The sequence below is a fragment of the Pantoea allii genome (assembly GCF_046529425.1).
Lineage (GTDB): Bacteria > Pseudomonadota > Gammaproteobacteria > Enterobacterales > Enterobacteriaceae > Pantoea > Pantoea allii.
This window is the reverse complement of record NZ_CP125958.1, coordinates 1,463,405-1,482,608: the sequence shown is the minus strand read 5'-3', so window position 1 is coordinate 1,482,608 and position 19,204 is coordinate 1,463,405. Positions and strand designations below refer to the sequence as shown.

The 19,204-nt window shown below is 52.2% G+C and carries 13 protein-coding genes; all 13 read right to left on the bottom strand.

Going from position 1 to position 19,204, the window contains the following annotated elements; all coding sequences use genetic code 11:
* Positions 1–1,004: 1,004 nt before the first annotated feature.
* Positions 1,005–1,283 carry a PAAR domain-containing protein gene (locus tag QNH99_RS07265; protein WP_277628881.1) on the bottom strand — a complete coding sequence of 93 codons (279 nt, stop codon included), beginning with the start codon at positions 1,281–1,283 and terminating at the stop codon, positions 1,005–1,007.
* A 63-nt stretch (positions 1,284–1,346) separates the two neighbouring features.
* A complete protein-coding gene (locus QNH99_RS07260) occupies positions 1,347–2,438 on the bottom strand; it encodes a T6SS immunity protein Tli4 family protein (protein WP_410517492.1) in 1,092 nt (363 codons plus the stop codon).
* Between the two features lie 75 nt (positions 2,439–2,513).
* Positions 2,514–3,602, bottom strand: a complete 1,089-nt coding sequence (locus tag QNH99_RS07255; protein ID WP_410517491.1) for a T6SS immunity protein Tli4 family protein — start codon at positions 3,600–3,602, stop codon at positions 2,514–2,516.
* Entirely contained in the window at positions 3,599–5,269 is a 1,671-nt protein-coding gene (locus QNH99_RS07250) for a lipase family alpha/beta hydrolase (RefSeq protein ID WP_410517662.1), read from the bottom strand. Before QNH99_RS07250 ends, QNH99_RS07255 begins: the two co-directional genes overlap by 4 nt.
* 380 nt (positions 5,270–5,649) lie before the next feature.
* The gene (locus QNH99_RS07245; RefSeq protein ID WP_410517490.1) at positions 5,650–6,774 is read right to left on the bottom strand and encodes a T6SS immunity protein Tli4 family protein; all 1,125 of its coding nucleotides are present in this window, start codon (positions 6,772–6,774) and stop codon (positions 5,650–5,652) included.
* A 112-nt stretch (positions 6,775–6,886) separates the two neighbouring features.
* Positions 6,887–8,017 carry a T6SS immunity protein Tli4 family protein gene (locus tag QNH99_RS07240; protein WP_410517489.1) on the bottom strand — a complete coding sequence of 377 codons (1,131 nt, stop codon included), beginning with the start codon at positions 8,015–8,017 and terminating at the stop codon, positions 6,887–6,889.
* The gene (locus tag QNH99_RS07235; RefSeq protein ID WP_410517488.1) at positions 8,007–9,626 is read right to left on the bottom strand and encodes an esterase/lipase family protein; all 1,620 of its coding nucleotides are present in this window, start codon (positions 9,624–9,626) and stop codon (positions 8,007–8,009) included. Before QNH99_RS07235 ends, QNH99_RS07240 begins: the two co-directional genes overlap by 11 nt.
* Positions 9,627–9,629: 3 nt before the next feature.
* Positions 9,630–12,131 carry a type VI secretion system Vgr family protein gene (locus QNH99_RS07230; RefSeq protein WP_410517487.1) on the bottom strand — a complete coding sequence of 834 codons (2,502 nt, stop codon included), beginning with the start codon at positions 12,129–12,131 and terminating at the stop codon, positions 9,630–9,632.
* Positions 12,128–14,782, bottom strand: coding sequence for a type VI secretion system ATPase TssH (tssH, locus tag QNH99_RS07225; protein ID WP_410517486.1), 2,655 nt, complete (start codon positions 14,780–14,782; stop codon positions 12,128–12,130). The genes QNH99_RS07230 and tssH overlap by 4 nt, the downstream gene beginning before the upstream one ends.
* 173 nt (positions 14,783–14,955) lie before the next feature.
* The gene (hcp, locus tag QNH99_RS07220; RefSeq protein ID WP_033758542.1) at positions 14,956–15,447 is read right to left on the bottom strand and encodes a type VI secretion system effector Hcp; all 492 of its coding nucleotides are present in this window, start codon (positions 15,445–15,447) and stop codon (positions 14,956–14,958) included.
* A gap of 4 nt (positions 15,448–15,451) precedes the next feature.
* On the bottom strand, positions 15,452–17,179 hold the full coding sequence (locus tag QNH99_RS07215; RefSeq protein WP_410517485.1) for an OmpA family protein: 1,728 nt from the start codon (positions 17,177–17,179) through the stop codon (positions 15,452–15,454).
* Complete coding sequence (gene tssL / locus QNH99_RS07210) at positions 17,176–17,865, bottom strand: type VI secretion system protein TssL, short form (protein ID WP_063880418.1); 690 nt, start codon at positions 17,863–17,865, stop codon at positions 17,176–17,178. Before tssL ends, QNH99_RS07215 begins: the two co-directional genes overlap by 4 nt.
* Positions 17,862–19,202, bottom strand: coding sequence for a type VI secretion system baseplate subunit TssK (tssK, locus tag QNH99_RS07205; protein WP_063880419.1), 1,341 nt, complete (start codon positions 19,200–19,202; stop codon positions 17,862–17,864). Before tssK ends, tssL begins: the two co-directional genes overlap by 4 nt.
* Positions 19,203–19,204 lie beyond the last annotated feature (2 nt).

Sequence of the window (19,204 nt, the reverse complement as noted above, 5' to 3'; positions counted from 1 at the left end):
CCAACGTGAAGAATAAATTCGTGAGTAAAGCTTTTGAATATATGAATATCACAATGCCATCCAATGCATTTCATACATACCTCATACATTACCCAGGGTTATCAATATAACACTTCATAATTCAGGATCATCCATTACCCCCTGTAAATCAACCTGAGAACAGATACGGTAAATTTACTTTTGCATTTAATTGGAAATTTTTTGTAGCTAAGAACATCAACCTTCAGCGCTTTTAAAAAACGATCTATAATTCAAAAAGTAACGCACTATAAATGTAACAAACAGGAGCAACCCATCCGAATGATTTTCCTTCAGCTGTCACAACAGGAAATTAGTAACTATTGAAGGTTTATATTTTGAATCTGCTTCATTGTCGAAAAACATGTCTGAAAATACGCCGCATAAATCAAAGTAAACTAGTTTATATTCCACGTTGTCAATCCCTCCACTTCCTCATCCAGACTGCCTGTCACTTAGTTCGACTCCTGCGCTGATCTTTCCTTGAGCGTGAGACGGATGAAGATATTAAATCCCTCTTTCATTGCAATCACTATCATTTAATAAACCCAGGCTAATCACGTTATCTTTATCTTCAATCTCAGAGATTTGCAATGGATGACCATTTTTATCCAGGCGTCCGTAATAACCCCTATCCTCAGCAGTTATTTTATAACACTGTCCATCAAGGCTTAAACCAGAGAATTGGCTGATTATTTTAATTTTTTATTACGTTCGGCTGTGGCCGGTTTCGTTTGGCAGGCGGTGATGAAAACAATAGATATCAGACTGGCAAGAAATAATATGTGTTGCGGTTTATACCCCATTGATTATCTCTATTTATTTTCAGTCTCAGAAAAACGTTGCAACTGAAATCACCTTCTCAAATAAAGAGATTTTCATTTCATTTATAAACCCCTCATTAACTATTCTGCTTGCAGAATAATATTTATTACATCTTTGAATATTTTTACAACGGAAATGGATTTTTAAGCCCTCCATTTATCTTAATTTTTAGAATAGCTATCATTAATAGTTGGGATAAATTTTGCATTGCACGGGCAGGAACTAAAACTATCAAGTGACCCCGCCAGAAGTTGACCTCCATTAAATGTATCTGACGCTCCGCCTAAGATGTTATAAGTTCCGGAGTGCTTACCACAGCTAACCTTATCTCCTTCTCTGGCAGCAGAAACGCCATACCATTGAAACGTAGAATCACCGGTAAGTATCTTCCCACCGCACGTGGTGCTATCACCCACTCTTAAAAAATATCCGACGATCATTATTTGTCCTTTATTTAAAAATATTTCGGAAGAATATGAAATCGCGACTAAATTCACTAGCGGCTACTTATAGCGCAGGGAATTTACCAGTCTGTCCCAGATTTCAATCATCTGCGCTTCGCTGTAGCGCGTTTTTTTATACTCACTGGTGAGTACAATACTAAATATTGGCTTATCCGGTGTGGCATAACGCTCATTGGCCTTAAAATCAAAATCATAGAATGTATTCTGTTCATCCTTTCCCGTTGCCGTACTCCTGAGGGTCTGGGTACCGCCAAACAACCATGACTCTGCCGGAATACCGTTCGGCGAGAGCGCTACTTTTTTAATGGTGTACTGATTTGAGGTTTTAAGCGCTTCATTAATTTGTGCGCTGCGGTTAAACAAGGTGTCCTCTGACCCGGGGTATTTATTGTTTGTATACACACCCAGAATGAAATCATCGTTTTCATAACTAAATGTAATTTTTTCCCGGTGTTTTCCACCATCATCCCGGATAAACCCATTCGGAATGCACACACCTTTAGCCGGTGGGATATCCTCATCTTTTCTGCCGCTTAAACGGGATATCAGGGACAGCATGGCCGCCAGTTTGGCTGGTTTGGTATTTGAATCGGCTTCAGTAAATCCTCTCGCCAGATATTTTAGTTTTTTTTCACTGTGCTTTTTATCTGAAAAATCACGAATATTCGTTGTAATAACAAAGGCTGTCATACCTGAATAAACATGAGCTTCCAGCTGCCTGTATATATCCGGAGTGCCCGACTCATTATGATCGAAAATAGCGCCTCTGCCATCAGGGAGCAGAATAGTCTCTTTTAAAAACGGGGCATTCTCAGGGCGGTTACCTGGTTTATTAATGGCATCACGCAGCGCCTGCTCTCTTGACTGTACCCGCTGTTTAAAGGCGGGCGGATAAAGAGATTCGCTTTCAATTCTAAACTCATCGATAAAGACCATATCGGGAAGCTGATTGTTGAACGACCCGGGAACGTCAATCACATAACGCCCGATACACTGCGGTTTGGTCTGCGCAAACAAGGTGTTTATCACTGTACTGTCCTTCTGTACTGGCGTGGAGGCCGCTACCGTGGCGACAAGAAGCATCCCGACAGCCAAAAGCGCTGAGGCAGAAAACTCACGAAGACACTGCATGGTGAAAGCTCCTTTTCAGCATGCCCGGCAAGCCCTTTCAAGAAAAAAAGTAAGGCAGGCACCCATCTTTATCCTTCATTTATAACGCAGGGAATTTACCAGTCTGTCCCAGATTTCAATCATCTGCGCTTCGCTGTAGCGCGTTTTTTTATACTCACTGGTGAGCACAATACTAAATCTTGGCTTATCCGGCGTGGCATAACGCTCATTGGCCTTAAAATCAAAATCATAGAATGTATTCTGTTCATCCTTTCCCGTTGCCGTACTCCTGAGGGTCTGGGTACCGCCAAACAACCATGACTCTGCCGGAATACCGTTCGGCGAGAGCGCTACTTTTTTAATGGTGTACTGATTTGAGGTTTTAAGCGCTTCATTAATTTGTGCGCTGCGGTTAAACAAGGTGTCCTCTGACCCGGGGTATTTATTGTTTGTATACACACCCAGAATGAAATCATCGTTTTCATAACTAAATGTAATTTTTTCCCGGTGTTTTCCACCATCATCCCGGATAAACCCATTCGGAATGCACACACCTTTAGCCGGTGGGATATCCTCATCTTTTCTGCCGCTTAAACGGGATATCAGGGACAGCATGGCCGCCAGTTTGGCTGGTTTGGTATTTGTTTGTTCTTCAGTCGAGGTTTTAAGATATTCAGCTTTCCTTTCTTTGTATTTCGGCGCAGAAAAATCCCGAATATCTGTTGTTATAATGAAAGAGATGCCATTTACATATACATGACCTTCGAGTCTTCGATAAAGATCATCCGAACCGGACCGGTTACTATCAAAAATCACGCCTTTACCTTCAGGGAGAGTAATGATCTCTTTTATAAAAGGGGCATCCTTCGGATCATTTTCTGGGTTATTAATGGCATCACGCAGCGCCTGCTCTCTTGACTGTACCCGCTGTTTAAAGGCGGGCGGATAAAGAGGTTTGCTTTCAATTCTAAACTCATCAATAAAGACCATATCGTGAAGCTGATTGTTGAACGCCCCCGGAACATCAATCACATAACGCCCGATACACTGCGGTTTGGTCTGCGCAAACAAGGTGTTTATCACTGTACTGTCCTTCTGTACTGGCGTGGAGGCCATACTCTGGGCAATATAAAACATGCTGCCCGCCACCAGAGATAACGCTGTAAGATGCCGAATAGCATTCATGTGATCGGGATCTCCTGAACCATGTTCACAATGGCCCTAAGGGTAAACTGCAGGGCCGGCCTGGCCTGTATATCCTTCAGGCTGCTGACGTCATAGGCTCCCTGATGGTCAACGTTGGTTGCCAGAATGCTTTTAATTTCACTGTTACGGCATATTGCACTCAGTGACTCCACTGGTACCGTGCCATCCCCGGGCGTTTTTGATGACGTGACAACGTACATCTGAGAACGATTAAAAGGCAGGGGGATCTCCCGGTAGTTGTTGGGCAGTTTCCTGTCACTCTCATGCATATTTTTTGGGTAGGTGATGGAGGTTTTCCGCCACGCCAGGGTCCCGTCGGAGTCGATTTTATGACCATAGAAGGTGTAAGTATTAGGGTGGTAGCCTCTACTATCCAGCAGAGAAATAAATCGACGAACATTACTATCGACTAATTCATGGTAAGTATCCCAATTATTCTGAATAACCGCCTCATCGGTATCGATAATGTCGGATTCATACAAGCGATACCAGAGAGTTCTATTGAGGTAAATTTCACCGAAGGGGTCCCGGGACTGCGGCAATTTAATATCGCTGCCGTCTTCGCCAGCTTCTTCCACGGTCAGCCAGGGTGCCCCGGAAAGGTATTTCGCCGAGGGTAATAACTGCAGCGGCGCGGGTGCTCTGGCGAGGACAGGCATCAGCTCTTTCGCGGTATTACCTAATACGGCTCCGGCCATGCCTTCCTGTTTTGCGCCAACTTTCATGCGGCGGTAGGCCGCTGGTGAGCCAAGGTCGGGTATCACCCCATGTACCATTCCCAGGATTTTATCTTTCGTTCCGCAGACCTGGGACGCATAACGTGCCACCAGCCCGCCCATGGAATGGGTGACGATAATGACTTTTTCCTGCCCGGCGGGAAAGGGCATGCCGTGGCCGCAGTGATTTTTGTAGAGGTTGATAGTCCTGTCGATAAAGGCTACCAGCCCTTCCGCCGAGGTTTTATTATCCTGTAGCCAGTTATAGCCATAGACGTGAACCGGAAATAAAAAGCGCTGAAAATGGTTCAGTTCCTCCTGTGTCAGGACGGATTCGCGGGTAATTTCAGTATCTTTTCTCTCTGCCAGAGATTTACCGACCAGTTGACTTAGTACCCCACTTTTCCCCGACGTTGATTTGCCGTGGTTATCAAGAGCCTGCTGCCAGTCATCTATCAGCGCGCCCTGCAGAATGCTTAAAAATTTGCCATAGCTGAAGGATAAAACTTCCCCCCAGCCCCGTTCCCGGCGGGTTTTAAATAATTCCCCGTCATCGGAAATCGGAGTGTAGATGGTCTGGTGAATGTCTCCTCGGTTATCAACCTTTGTAGTTTCTGGGTTAAGCAGATCTCTTCGTTCAGTACCATCCTTTCGTGCCCATTTAAGATATACCGCCCCCAAACTATCACCACGCCAGATATCATTTTCCTTTCCTTCATCATTGCTCATCAAATTACTCCCCATTACACCAGGAAGGAAGATAACAGGGATCGTTTTAATAGGCGGATGAAGTAAAATGGGCTCAGCGTTCGCCGATTTTTTCTGACTCTGTATACCCGGCCAGCACACCTTACCCTGGTCATCCCATTTCGGATGTATATAGGTTAAAGACGAACTGCTATCATTACTCATAGTATTTTCTTTCCCCATTAATTCCTTTTCCTTCAAGGAAATACTTTCTGAAAATTTCGTTGGAGCCATTATAATTTCGCATCCTTGGATAGCTACCCCATGATAATAAGTAGTGATATCAAATTATTTCAGCCAGACAAAAGGCTAACTATTTTCCGCACTTAATTTTTCATTCAATATAGTGACACTGAGAAAATCAATATTCATATTTTCCGCACAAACATGGTTCTCGAAAAAGATAAATAAAAATCACGACCTTCCTGGCTCAGGATCTCCTCACCAGACTTGTGCCACACTGCCGCTCGCTGGATAATTCTTTCGGTGCGGCGTAACAATGTGCACTCGCTGATGGTGATTCAACTAGCATTTAATGCATCCGGTGTTACTTTATCGTTTAATTAAAATGCCCCTGGACGTAAACGCAGGGCCCGGCTGATCCTGTCCCAGAAGGCGGTAATCTCCGCCTGGCTGTAAGACGTTGGAGGCTCGTTTTCGTTATAGAGATTCAGGAATGCGTTGGGGGTTCGGTATCCCGCTGTCGTTTCATTTATAAATAAGCTGAAATCATAACGGGGCCCGTCTTTCAGCGACTGTAACCCCGCCGACAGTATCTCCTGTGCGTGCAGTCCGTTCACCTTGAAGGCCCCTTTTCTTTCGATATGCCCCCGGGCACGCGCCAGGTTAGCCGCTATTTCGTCTGCTCTGTCGAGCATCGGCTCTTTTTCCCGCGTAAAGTTATCGGTTTCCAGGGCGATACTGATGTTATCCAGCTGAGGACTTACCAGCCATATTGAGGTGTTTTCTTGATCTGCTTCCTGAGGATCGGTGGCAATAAATGCGTGACTGATGCAGGTTCCGGGGATGGACGGAATCTCATCATCCTCGCGTCCATGCATGCGGGACAGCAACTCCTGCATCCGGTTAATATCTTTTTGAACATCATTTCTAACAGGATCCCCATCGCGCATCTTTTCATAACGCGGAGCAGAATCATTAGTTGTCTGCTTTTGTAGTTTTATCGCTACACCATTGGAATAAAAATAACCCTCAAGAATTCGTCCCATATCATTAGCACTAGGATCAATATTTTGCTCAAAGATTACTCCCGCCATACCTTCAGGCAATGACCAGACTTTCTTCAGAAATGGCATATTCTGTGGGTTAATTGTTTTCGCTTCCCTGAGCTCTTTTTCACGCCGCTTCAGCAACTGCGCAAAAGCCGGAGGAGACATCTTCTGGGTTGTGATATAGGTTTTGTATGAATCGTCGGGGCCTGATACATCCGCCACCCAGTAGTTGTCTGCCAGTTTCTCCGAGTATCGCTTAACTGAAAATGAGGCCGGCAGATCTATCAGGTAGCGGCCGGCACAATAGGTTTTCATCTCTGTAAACAGCCGATCCATCTTTTCCTCCTGCGGGGGCGTCAGCTTTTGTGGGGCCGGACTGGCGCGCGAATAAAACCAGAAGGCCAGCAGCACGATAATGCCGCCCGCCAGCGCTGTAATGTGTTTTTTAGTTAACATAAGCCAGCCCCGTTAATTCCGTTTCATGAAAAAAATGATCATTCTCCTGCTAATGCCAGGTATTACCCGTGAATAAACAGCGCGGTTACAGAAGACGCTTTCTGGTTTGGTATTAAAATGCCCCTGGGCGAAGGCGAAGGGTCCGGCTGATCCTGTCCCAGAAGGCGATAATCTCCGCCTGGCTGTAAGACGTCGCAGGCTCGTTTTCGTTATAAAGATTCAGGAATGCGTTGGGGGTTCGGTATCCCGCTGTCGTTTCATTTATAAATAAGCTGAAATCATAACGGGGCTCGTCTTTCAGCGACTGTAACCCCGCCGACAGTATCTCCTGTGCGTGCAGTCCGTTCACCTTGAAGGCCCCTTTTCTTTCGATATGCCCCCGGGCACGCGCCAGGTTAGCCGCTATTTCGTCTGCTCTGTCGAGCATCGGCTCTTTTTCCCGCGTATAGTTATCGGTTTCCAGGGCGATACTGATGTTATCCAGCTGAGGACTCACCAGCCATATTGAGGTGTTTTCTTGATCTGCTTCCTGAGGGTCGGTGGCAATAAATGCGTGACTGATGCAGATTCCGGGGATGGACGGAATATCATCATCCTCGCGTCCATGCATGCGGGACAGCAACTCCTGAATCCGGTTAATATCTTTTTGAACATCATTTCGTCCTTTCCCCCTCCGTTCCCTGTCTTCTTTGTAACGCGGAGCAGAATCATTAATCGTCTGCCTTTGTAATTTTATTGCTACACCGTTGGAGTAAAAATACCCCTCTATAATACGAAGCGCGTCATCAACGCTTTCATTTTCATTTCGCTCAAAGATTACTCCCGCCATACCTTCAGGTAACGACCAGACTTTCTTCAGAAATGGCATATTCTGTGGGTTAATTGTTTTCGCTTCCCTGAGCTCTTTTTCACGCCGCTTCAGCAACTGCGCAAAAGCCGGAGGAGACATCTTCTGGGTCGTGATATAGGTTTTGTATGAATCGTCGGGGCCGGATACATCCGCCACCCAGTAGTTGTCTGCCAGTTTCTCCGAGTATCGCTTAACTGCAAATGAGGCCGGCAGATCTATCAGGTAGCGGCCGGCACAATAGGTTTTCATCTCTGTAAACAGCCGATCCATCTTTTCCTCCTGCGGGGGCGTCAGCTTTTGTGGGGCCGGACAGGCCAGCGGGTAAAACCAGAAGGCCAGCAGCAGCACGATAATGCCGCCCGCCAGCGCTGAAAGACGTTTTTTAGCTAACATAGGCCAGTCCCGTGCTATTTACCTGTTGGGCAATTTTGATTATTGAGCGCAGGGTAAACCAACGAGACTCTTGCGTATGTTCATTTTTATAAGCGCCTTCATGATCAATACTTAAACCTAGCAGGGCTTTAACATGGGGCGCGCGGATAGCCGCCGCACTAACAGGGACTGTACCATCGCCGGCATCTGCTGGTGGCAATAGCGTATATTTTCGGTAAATATTACCGTCATTTTCTGTTATCAGGCCCGCAATTCGCACGGTTTTGTTATAAACAGTTGGCGGATAGAAAATGACACCTTCACTGCTGGTTTGCGAACGATATTTTTTATTGGTCTTATCTGAACTGATATCCTTCCAGTGCAGGTTGGCATAGGTAGGATATGTATTACCGTCATTACCATAAAAAGCAAAAGTATTTTTATGGTATCGTCTATTCAAACTCTCAATAAAAGACTTCACTTTGTTATTAATTAAAAAATCATACTCATCCCAATCCTTATCCAGTTGTATTTTATCCATTAGTTTATTATCCGGATTAATAAAGCGCTCCTCACACAGCGCCCACCATACCGAACGTTTAGTATAAATCTCGTTATAAGGATCTTTCAGGGGTAAACGCTGCGCCATGCCATCAATATGTAACCATCCTTTACCATAACCGGTGCCCGGCAATAGTTGCAGCGGACCTGGCGATTGTGCCAGTACTGCGGTCATTTCCGCACCGTTACTGCCAATCACCCAGCCGGTTGTTCCCGCCTCTCCCGCTTTCATGCGCTTATAGGCCATAGGTGCTCCCAGATCTGGCATCACACCATGCACAATTCCCAGGATGTACTTCTCTCCATTTTGACCTGCCAGCAGTTCTGAATAGAACCGTGCAACTAATCCTCCCATTGAATGGGTGACCAGGATTACCTTTTCACATTTACGCCCGTCGGCCTGATAATCATTAATGATTTTTTTGATTTTAACGTTTACTAAACCGGCCGAATCCGTATTTGACTGTAACCAGTTATAACCAATGGCATGAACCGGAAAAAAGTATTTATAACTGAGCGCTACTTCTTCTTTCGTCAGCGGACTTTCGCCAATTTCAGCATGCAAAACCTTATCCAGCAGCTCCTCGCGCAGTGTTTTTTTACCATTTTGACTGATTTTATTATTCATCATGATGCGGTGATCATTTAAGGCCTGTTGCAGCCAGACCAGAAAGGTACCGTAGCTCATAGCAGCCACTTCTCCCCAGCCTCTTTCCCGTCGGGATCTGAATAACTGCCTTTCTTCCTCACCTTCCGGCTCAATCGCCCCATCGGAATCAACACTGGTCTTGCTCGGATCCAGTAGTTTTTTCCGCTGTGAGGCACTTTTGGTTGTCCAGGACAGCATGCTAGCTATGCTGTCAGCCTTCCAGATTGACTGGTGTTTATCGTTCTTCAAATTACTGCCCATCACGCCAGGCAAGAAAATCACAGGAATAATGCGGTCCGGCATTTTATAAATAACATCAGCTTTACCTTCTTCTTTACGACGAGACGTTACGGTGTAGACAGGCCGCCCCGTCTTATCAAAATGAAAAGGCGCTATATTATTTTCTTTGATATCACTCATCGTCTATTCCTCATCCTTTATCCTGGCCTGAAAAACCTCAGGAGCGACGCCCCGCTGCGTGGCTGCATGACCAGAAAAGGAGGTCGTGAGTGTTTGTGCTGCCTCATCTGCCCCCGTAAGGTTAATCTTCTGTCCTGCAACCGGAGTATTTTCATAAGGCCATACCACCTTAGGCGTCACGGCAAAATCCGCGCTTTCCCAGCTCTGCGCCGCCTGGACCATGCTCTGCCCGCCGAACTTCTGCCACACCGCCGCCCGCTGAATAATTTTGTCCGGTGCCCCGCACTCCACAGTACCCTCAGCGATGCGGATATAGCCGCCTCCGCTGGTGAGAATAAGTTCCTGCTTCGCGCTGATGACCAGCCTGCCTTCGCTGCTGCTGATACGGATATCTTTCAGCGCATCCAGCGTCATCTCATCCCCCTGCGCCTGTATCTCCACCTTTCCTTTGCTGGCAAAAATTTTGATGCCCAGCTTTTGCGCAAATAAACTCACTCTTTCCCCGGCCGCCACGGTGAATCTTTTCAGTGCGCTGAAATCCGTGTGCTTACCACTGGTGCTGATAACATTCTCACCCGCTGACAGCTGCACACTTTTTGGCGTGCTCTGTGCTATGCCCTCCGGGGCAGAAAGTAACAACGCGGACCGTTTTAAATCGGTAAGGGTTTGCTGCAGCAGTGCCTTCTGCGCCTGAATATCGGCCAGTTCGGCTCTGGCTGTTTCCACTGCCCCGCTCAGGGCCTCCGCCTGGTTCAGGGCCAGCTGTAGCTGACTCAGCGCCGCCTCCATCTCCAGCACCTGACCATGTGCTTTCGTCTGGCCATCAGCGCTGATGAATATCCCTTTGTGTGCCCGGATGGCTCCCCACTTATCCGTCCGCAGCTCAAAACCCTCACCGCGCTTCTGCTTCTCAGCATCCACTAAATGTCCGAGATTCAGCTGGCTCTTGCCGCCGTATTCGGTGGAAATCTTGATGTGCTCTTTACCGCGCTCGTCATCGAGGCGGATTTTGTTGTTCGCCGGGGTGCGCAGCACGTTACGTTTGTAGTTGCGGATGGTCACGTGGTCACCGTGGGCCGAGTCGTGCAGCACGCCTGCGATGTACGGCCGGTCCGGGTTGCCGTCCTCAAAGCCAATCGCCACCTCCGTGCCCGCCAGCAGCGGCAGGTGCAGACCGTAGGTGTCCCCGGCATACGGGCGGGACTGGCGTACCCACAGGCTCTCGAATCCGGTTTCCCAGTTATCGCGGTCGAACAGCATGTTCACCCGGTAGCGGCCGTCTTTATCGATGTGGCCATAGGTGTCGTTTTCGGTGGTGCTGGTGACGCGCGCCGGTACGGTGCCGGCCATCACCGGACGTAAGCCCGGCTCCGGGCGGAAGCAAAAATCCGTGCTGTCCGGGATGCCCTCAAAATGCACGTGTAAGTCTTCATCCCGCCGCGCCTGGCTGTGCATCGCCGTGATGACCACGCCCTGCGCAAACACCTCCGCCACTTCATAACCGCCGGTGACTTTCAGCACCTGACCCGGAGAGAGGGTCGGGCAGCTGGTGATGGCATGAGTCTGCGTCTGGCCGTTCAGGTAGCGCTCATGCCGGATGCGGGCATAAAATGCACCGGACTCGGGCACCGGATTACGCTCATACGCGCTGCCCGGCATCAGATAATTGTCAGCATAGTGGTACGCTTCCCCGTACGTGGTCGCGTCCCCCCGGGTGACGTCAACCTGAGTATTCATATCCTCTGTGGCCTGACGGTAGTTGTAGTCCCGGGTGCTGACCTGCTTCTGCACCACGCTGTGATGACTCTCCATCCCCCACACCGAATCCACGCCCTGCGAGTGCTGCCCCGACGGCGGCACCGACGGCAGCGTCAGGCCTTTCTCATAGCCCTGCTGACCGTCGCAGAATTCCACCACGTCGATGTTCAGGCGCGTGTCGGTGGTGAAGCGGAACCAGATACCGACCTCACCCAGCAGGCGGGTGATGAAGTGCAGGTCGTCCTCACCGTACTGCATCACCTGCTCGCGGCGCGGGTACTCTTTTGTGAGCGAGAACAGAAAGTCCTGGCCGCGCATGTTGTGGCGCCCGCGCAGGATTTTTTCCACAATCTGCGGCACCGACATGTCCTGGTAGATGGCGTTCTGGTGCGAACGGTCAAGCAGCGCCAGGCGCGGCCGGAGCGTCAGGGCATAGCGGGTTTCCTCTTTAGAAGTGCTGAGGCGCTCAAAGCCGGTCACCACGCCCTGAATCACCCGCAGCGGCTGCTGCACTTTACTACCGACCCCCGTGTCAGCCGGGGCCTGCAGCGTCAGGGAGCCGGGCTTCATCAGCATCATCTCTTTGCTGATGGCATGGTCTGTACAGGTGAATTCAATCCGGTAGCGGAACGGCGTGCTCAGGGCCTCGTCGCCTTCAAACGCCAGCACGTCAGGCGCGGCTTCACATCCCTTCACCGAAAGCAGGTGGTGGTTGTGGCTAAATCTTATGGGGGGATTGTTGCTCATATGGCCACTCCTTCAGTTCGGTTGAAGTCCAGTGAGACACCTTTTTCATCGCTCCAGCCGAGTGCCAGTTTGCGTGGTTTCTGCTTCGCCGCCATATGGGTCAGCAACTGCTGACTCAGCACCGGCAGAATTTGTTGATTGAGCAGGCTGTCAACGTTGCGCGCCCCGGTGTCCGGCAGCAGACAGGCGGCGGTCAGTGCGTCATAAAGTGTTTCGTCGATGTGCGTGGTCAGCCCGTAGTGACGATGTAAGCGTTTGCTGACCTGAGCCAGTTTCATTTCCACGATGGTACGCATTGCGGCTTCCGCCAGCGGACGGTAAATGACGGTCTGGAAGCGGGCGAGCAGTGCCGGCTGGAAGTGGTCGCGCAGCATCGGGCGCAGCAGTTCGTGCAGGTCGCTTTCGGTGGCATCCGGCTGTTCATCGAGCAGTTGCATCAGGTGGTCGCTGCCGAGGTTCGAGGTCATCAGAATGACCGTGTTGCGGAAGTCGATTTCCCGGCCTTCACCGTCACGCATAAAGCCACGATCGAACACCTGATAGAACAGGTTCATCACGTCACGGTGGGCTTTTTCCACTTCATCCAGCAGCACCACGCTGTACGGGCGTTTGCGTACCGCTTCGGTGAGAATGCCGCCCTGGCCGTAACCGACATAGCCCGGCGGTGAGCCTTTCAGTTGGGAAACGGTGTGCGGCTCCTGATACTCCGACAGGTTGATGGTGATCAGCGATTTTTCACCGCCGTACAGCACGTCTGACAGCGCCAGCGCGGTTTCGGTTTTACCGACCCCGCTCGGGCCGACCAGCAGGAATACGCCCTGTGGACCGTTTTCGGACGTCAGCCCGGTCTTCGCAGCGCGCAGGCGCCGGGCGATGGCTGCGAGCGCCATGTCCTGCCCGACCACGCGTTTACCGATTTCATTTTCCAGGGCCAGCAGTTCAGTCTGTTCGTCTTTCATCAGCGACGACAATGGCACGCCGGTCCAGTCGGCGATGACATTCGCTACGGTGCGCACGTCCACATCCACCGTCAACAACGGGTTACTGCGCTGCATGCCGTTCAGCGCCTGTTGCAGCCTGTACATCTCGCTCTGACGGGAAGTGTCCTGGCGGCATTCCATCAGTTGTTCAGTGAGTTTCAGCTCCTCAACGTACCGGGTTTCCAGCTCCCCGAGTTCCGCCATCAGGTGCGCTTCTTCCTGCTCAATCGCCGTCAGGCGTTCACCGTGGCTCGGATGACCAACGGCAATATCCTCCAGCAACGCCTGCTTCTCTATGTCGAGCGACGTCATCTGCGAGCGAATGCGGATCAGCTGTTCCGGTACAGTGTCCAGGTTCATGCGCACGCGGGCGCTCGCGGTATCAAGTAAATCCACCGCCTTGTCGGGCAACTGGCGGCCTGTTAAGTAACGTCGGGAAAGCGTAACGGCAGCACGCACCGCATCGTTGGTGATGTGCACGTTGTGGTGTTCGGCATAGCGGGATTTCAGGCCACGCAGCATCAGACATGCCGTGTCATCGTCCGGCTCATCCACCTTCACCCTCTGAAAGCGGCGCTCCAGCGCAGCATCGCGTTCGAAATACTGCTTGTATTCGGACCAGGTTGTCGCGGCAATGGTGCGCAATTCGCCACGCGCCAGCGCAGGTTTCAGCAGGTTGGCGGCATCCGCGCCACCGGCCTGGTTACCGGCACCGATAATGGTGTGGGCTTCGTCGATAAACAGCAGGATCGGCACTGGTGACTGCTGCACGGCATCAATGACATTTTTCAGACGCTGTTCAAACTCGCCTTTCACGCCTGCGCCTGCCTGCAACAGGCCGAGGTCAAGGGTGCGCAAGATAACCGGTTTGAGCGATTCCGGTACGTTGCCCTCGGCAATACGCAGCCCCAGGCCTTCGACCAGTGCGGTTTTCCCCACGCCTGGTTCACCCACCAGGATCGGGTTGTTCTTGCGGCGGCGGGAGAGAATATCCACCATCTGGCGGATTTCCGTATCACGCCCAAACACCGGATCGATTTTGCCCTCTCTGGCTTTGGCTGTGACGTCGAGAGTGAATTTATCCAGTGCGTTCTGTAACGCTGGGTTCAGTTCGCCTTCCTTCACGTCCTCGCCAGCCGGGCGAACCACAAATTCAACCTCCCCGCCGTGTCTCTGCGCCAGTTCGGCTTCCTGCTGCACTTGCGGGCGTTCGTCTGACTGTGCGTCCAGCAGCGGACGCAGGCGTTCAAGCTGGCTTTGCCCCAGGGTCAGCAGCGGCCACAGACCATCACAGCGTACCAAATTCTGTTTTTCAACCAGCGCCATTAGCAGGTGGTGACTTCGGATCTGTTCTTCACCGTTAAGCGAGGCAATCAGCCAGGCTTCCTGCATCAGCGACTGGATATTATCGGAGAGCTGCGGTCGGTGGCGCACGGAGCGCGGCTGTTTATCCAGCCAGCCGAGTAAATCCTGCCAGATGCTGTCCATGTCCCACTCGTAACGGCGGGCCAGCACCGTCAGGTCACCTTCCCCCTGTTCGAACAACTTCAACAGCCAGTGCTCCGGCAGGATTTCTGCATGGGCGCGGGTCTGACACAGAGAGGCAGCCCCTTCCATCGCGCGGGCGCAGTAAGGGTTGAGACGTCGAAGAAGGATTGCCGGGTTTTCCATGTTTTTAAACTCGCTCTCTGAAGACCTTCAGGCACGCTACCGCCCATCGCTTTCCTGTGGTCAGGAACCTAAGCGCATCAGGTCAGATTTCTCGGTTGTAGGATGTTTTGCTCAGTACCCGCCGGGCAGGCACTCAGAAAAACTGCGGACAAGTCGCCCTGCCCGCATCAGGCTTACGCCGTGGCGCGTTCGTTCCACGAATCGGAATGAATGATGTTGCCGTCTTTGTAGGTCCAGGTGATTTTTTCGTAACGCAGTTCAATGCGCTCAAGGTGGTTGTGCTTCTCTTTAGAAGGGTCCTTGATGTCGTACATCTCAGGGTTCACTTTCACCACTTTTACGTTTTCCAGTTTGGTGTTGAAGTACTCCACTTCCTGGCCCGCATCGTTGATCTTGTACCACCTGAATTCCGCAGACTTGAGGGTCTGGCCGGTGGTCACCGCCTTGTAGAGATACGGGCTGGAGGAGTCGATCTCCTTGGTGAACAGGAATGGGGTGTGAATGCGGGTACCGGTCAGCTTGCCGGTGTTGTTATCGGTCGGGATATACAGGTTATGCTCCTGAGCCACCACTTCGATGCTGCCTTCACGATCCTGAACGTCCACAGACCCTTTAATGTCCGCGCCGCCGTCGTCTTTCAGCCAGAGATAAACAGGAATTGCCATGGAATTACTCTCCATTGTGTAGTGATGCGCCATCATCCTGAGATGACGCCTGGGTGTGGCCCGGTACCTGGCAGGCATTGGCCTGTGGTACCAGACTGATTTCGACACGGCGGTTGAGCGCGCGCCCATCCGGGGTGTCGTTGGTTGCGATCGGACGGCTTTCGCCATAGCCCTGCACCGCAAAACAGCTTTCCGGCACGTCGCCGGTGTCACGCATCCAGTCGCGCACCGCTTCGGCACGTTTCAGTGACAGTGTTTGGTTGATCTTCGGGTTACCGCTGTTATCGGTATGGCCGGACACAACAATCAGCCAGCCCGGCTTCGCTTTGATGCCGACCAGCGAGTTCACCAGCATTTTGGTGGAGCCGGGCCTGAGGTCGTACTTACCCGAGTCGAAAAGCGACATACTGTTGAGGCGCACGATTTTTGGTTCAGTTTTGGGTGTCGGCTGTGGTGCGGATGGCTGTGGTCCAGACGGCTGGGGCGGCGGCACATACGAACGGATCGCATCCAGCACGGGCATTCGCAGGCGCTCGCCCCGATACAGACCGAGGCTCATTCGGATCGGCTCACCATTGCGCGCCCAGCTATCCAGTTCTGCCGCATCGTTACGCAGGACAGCAACGGCAGCGGCTTTGGGTGCGACATCATGCATCGGGATACGGTCATAGCGGGCAATATCGAAGCTTACGCGTTGCAATAGCTGGCGATTGTTCCAGCCACTGCTGAGCAACGAAGCAATCGCCGCCACAGTGAACATCCCGAGCGCCCAACGGAAGGCTCTCCCACGTGGCGTCAGTCCTTGCCCTTCTGGCAGCAGCGGCAGGATAAAATCCGGGAACGGGGAAATACCCGTGCTGTCGGTTCCCACCGGCTGCCAGCCCTTCACCTGCTGCATCCCAGTGTGACGGGAAAGCCATGCCGTCCAGGCCGATGTAGCCAGGCTTCCGACCAGAATCGGCCCCATTCCCCACAGCACCGCAGTAGGTGCCATGACAGGAACATCGGGGTTTTCATCCATAAAGACAGCTTTGACATGCTGATGGAACCAGCTCATCAGGCTGTTCATCAGCACCTGCTGCTGCATCGCAGGCGTTCCGCCGGTAGTGATCCATGCCGCGATTGAGGCCGGTGCTGAAGATTCGCGCCAGACTCTCACCCCTTCTCCCGGGATAGCCGCCTGCCAGAGCGGGTTAGTCGTCATCGCGCTGCCGATCTGACCATTCAGAATCAGCGGCACTGCATGGCCGGTCTCTTTACGCAGTTGGCTGATTTGCCAGCGCAGGGCCAGCAGGCAACAGGTCAGGGCTTCGCTGTCTGCGTGTTTCTGCGGACAGACGCTGACCATCACCGACAGCTGACGTCCCCAGTCAGGACGCAGCCACAGTACTTTACGGGCTACCTGCTCAAGATCCTGACCATCCGCCACGCGAATCCAGCATCCCTGCGTGACAGTGAGCACCGGTGACGGCTGCGGCCAGGCCAGCGGCAGATCGCCACACACCAGCACAACGGGCTGACGGTAAGTGGCTTCCGGAAGATCATCCAGAGGCAGGGTAACGTTGTGCTCCGCGCGACGACTGGCGACAGTCCAGAACGCCAGGATAAGCCCCAGCATCGCCAGCAGGACAAGTACAGATCCCCATCTGGATACCGGTAAAAAACTCAGACATACCGCCGCGCTCAGCACGGCGGCCCACAGCGCAAGCCCACGCTGTTGTGCAGGACTCATTTCACGGCCCCCGGCAACAGAGTCAGCAGCATCTGATCCAGCCAGTGATCCAGTCCCCACCAGAGTGCGGCAACCACCACCACGCTCAGGCCGATACGCACGGGCCATGACGCCAGCACGCCGCCCATTCCTCGTCCGATATGGCTTTCCGCCAGTACCGGATGGTTTTGTGGATAGCTGAACGGTGTGACATATTCACTGAGTGCGTTAACGAGTTTCTGGCGCTCAGGGTCGTTTAGAGAGCGGAAACTGCCGAGGAATCCCAGCATCATGACTCGCTGGAAGCAGGTCACGACAGCATGGTCAGGCGCCGGTTCACGCAGCACTTCGCGCATCCGATCGCACAGCGTATCGCCGGCGTCCATGGTGCCGAGGAAGTGCCCCTGCAGAGGAATGTGATACCACTGCACACAGGCGTCATCCTCCACACCGCGACCTTTGACCGCCTCATCAAGCAACGCACACTGTGCAGTGAGGATGTGCTGACAGCTGGCTTCATCAAGTTCGCTCGCTTTCAGCTCACGCTGCACACGCTCGACATCAGCGATGCAACGCTCCCACAGCGTTCGCCCTTCTCCATCCTGAAATTTCGGGCCGTGCCGCAGGCTGACCACCTGTAGCCAGGTATCCTGCAGCAGGGCATCAATATCAATGGACGCGGCAGCGCCGCGTTTACCCTCACTCATGTTCTTAGTACCGCAAAGAGTTCAAGTTCAGGCTCGCCGAGCATGCCTGGAACATAAAACATACAGGTGCCGCTCTGGAGCATGTCGTTGGCCAGAGGATGAGAGACATCAAGGCTGAAATACTGGTTTTCCAGACGCAGTGGAATGGCGGCAGGCACATGACGCAGTGGCGTCAGAGGTACGCCCACCCGCGATGAATTGACGATACTCCTGACATGATCGGGACTGCCGACCTTACACTGGCGCGGGAACTGTTCCTGCAACTGTGCCACCGGAATCGGTGAACGCACGGACAGATAGTAATCCGCCCCTTCACGCAAACGTGGATCGTGCAGCCGGGCCTGCCAGACGTGAAGTCGGGCATCATGCTCAAGCGCAATCGCCACCACCCGCGACGGCAGGCTGGCTTCCAGCAGATCGCCCAGTAAATCAAACAACGGCGGGAAGACGTGATTCAGTTGCTCATGCTGCCAGACCGGGATTGCACTCACCTGGTGCTCCAGCGAGAAAGTCAGCAGGCTGCCAGCGAGTCGTGCCAGTTCCAGATACAGGCGCTCAGGCGGGCTTTGCGGGTGGCGCTGAAACTGTCCGAGCACCGGCTCGGCGCTATTCAGGGCATTCAGCAGCCAGAAAAGGGACACGTCGGCCACGGCAAAATCGGCCATCCGCTCATTGCTTTCACGACGCATTGCCATCAGACGACTCAGTCGGGCACGCAACTGGGTCATCAGCTGCTCCAACTGGGTCAGCAGCCAGTGGCTGCCCTGAATGGTCAGAAGGGGGGGCAGAAACGTCTCATCACGTTGCCACAATCCTTGCGAATCCTGCTGCAGGCGCGCGACCGGACAGGTCAGGTAATCGCTGTTGTTCTGATGGCTAAACCGCAGCGTCAGCTCGGGTTGCATCACCGCAATCTGGCGGATATCGTCTCCGAACGTATTGCGGACATCCCGCCAGCGCTGGCGATAACGCACAGGACGCTCGGCCACTTCATCAGGTTTAAGGCAGTTACCGCCATTCGCCCGCAGCAGCGGAAGTGCCAGAACCACCACGACCTCCTGTGATTCCCCCTCAAGCGCCAGTACCGGAGGCAGGTCGTCAGCATTATCCGTGTCGATAAGCGTCCCGTCCGGAAAGCGGATGTGCAGATGGCTGGCCTGCAGGCGGCCCAGTTTCAGTGTTTCCGGTTCAAAAGCGACATTGATCACGCCCCAGGGCTGTGATAATCCCATTCGGGCGATACCTTCGGCAGACCAGGCCGCATACGCGACCTGTTGCTGGAAGTGCTGGGGAGAGATCATAATGCCCCTGCCCCATAACGGTTGTTCCGTTTTCATCG

What these genes read in the sequence shown, in the direction of transcription:
- QNH99_RS07265 (WP_277628881.1), bottom strand. Translation starts at nt 1,283, where the DNA reads ATGATCGTCGGATATTTTTTAAGAGTGGGTGATAGCACCACGTGCGGT.
- QNH99_RS07260 (WP_410517492.1), bottom strand. Translation starts at nt 2,438, where the DNA reads ATGCAGTGTCTTCGTGAGTTTTCTGCCTCAGCGCTTTTGGCTGTCGGG.
- QNH99_RS07255 (WP_410517491.1), bottom strand. Translation starts at nt 3,602, where the DNA reads ATGAATGCTATTCGGCATCTTACAGCGTTATCTCTGGTGGCGGGCAGC.
- QNH99_RS07250 (WP_410517662.1), bottom strand. Translation starts at nt 5,269, where the DNA reads ATGGGGAAAGAAAATACTATGAGTAATGATAGCAGTTCGTCTTTAACC.
- QNH99_RS07245 (WP_410517490.1), bottom strand. Translation starts at nt 6,774, where the DNA reads ATGTTAACTAAAAAACACATTACAGCGCTGGCGGGCGGCATTATCGTG.
- QNH99_RS07240 (WP_410517489.1), bottom strand. Translation starts at nt 8,017, where the DNA reads ATGTTAGCTAAAAAACGTCTTTCAGCGCTGGCGGGCGGCATTATCGTG.
- QNH99_RS07235 (WP_410517488.1), bottom strand. Translation starts at nt 9,626, where the DNA reads ATGAGTGATATCAAAGAAAATAATATAGCGCCTTTTCATTTTGATAAG.
- QNH99_RS07230 (WP_410517487.1), bottom strand. Translation starts at nt 12,131, where the DNA reads ATGAGCAACAATCCCCCCATAAGATTTAGCCACAACCACCACCTGCTT.
- tssH (WP_410517486.1), bottom strand. Translation starts at nt 14,782, where the DNA reads ATGGAAAACCCGGCAATCCTTCTTCGACGTCTCAACCCTTACTGCGCC.
- hcp (WP_033758542.1), bottom strand. Translation starts at nt 15,447, where the DNA reads ATGGCAATTCCTGTTTATCTCTGGCTGAAAGACGACGGCGGCGCGGAC.
- QNH99_RS07215 (WP_410517485.1), bottom strand. Translation starts at nt 17,179, where the DNA reads ATGAGTCCTGCACAACAGCGTGGGCTTGCGCTGTGGGCCGCCGTGCTG.
- tssL (WP_063880418.1), bottom strand. Translation starts at nt 17,865, where the DNA reads ATGAGTGAGGGTAAACGCGGCGCTGCCGCGTCCATTGATATTGATGCC.
- tssK (WP_063880419.1), bottom strand. Translation starts at nt 19,202, where the DNA reads ATGAAAACGGAACAACCGTTATGGGGCAGGGGCATTATGATCTCTCCC.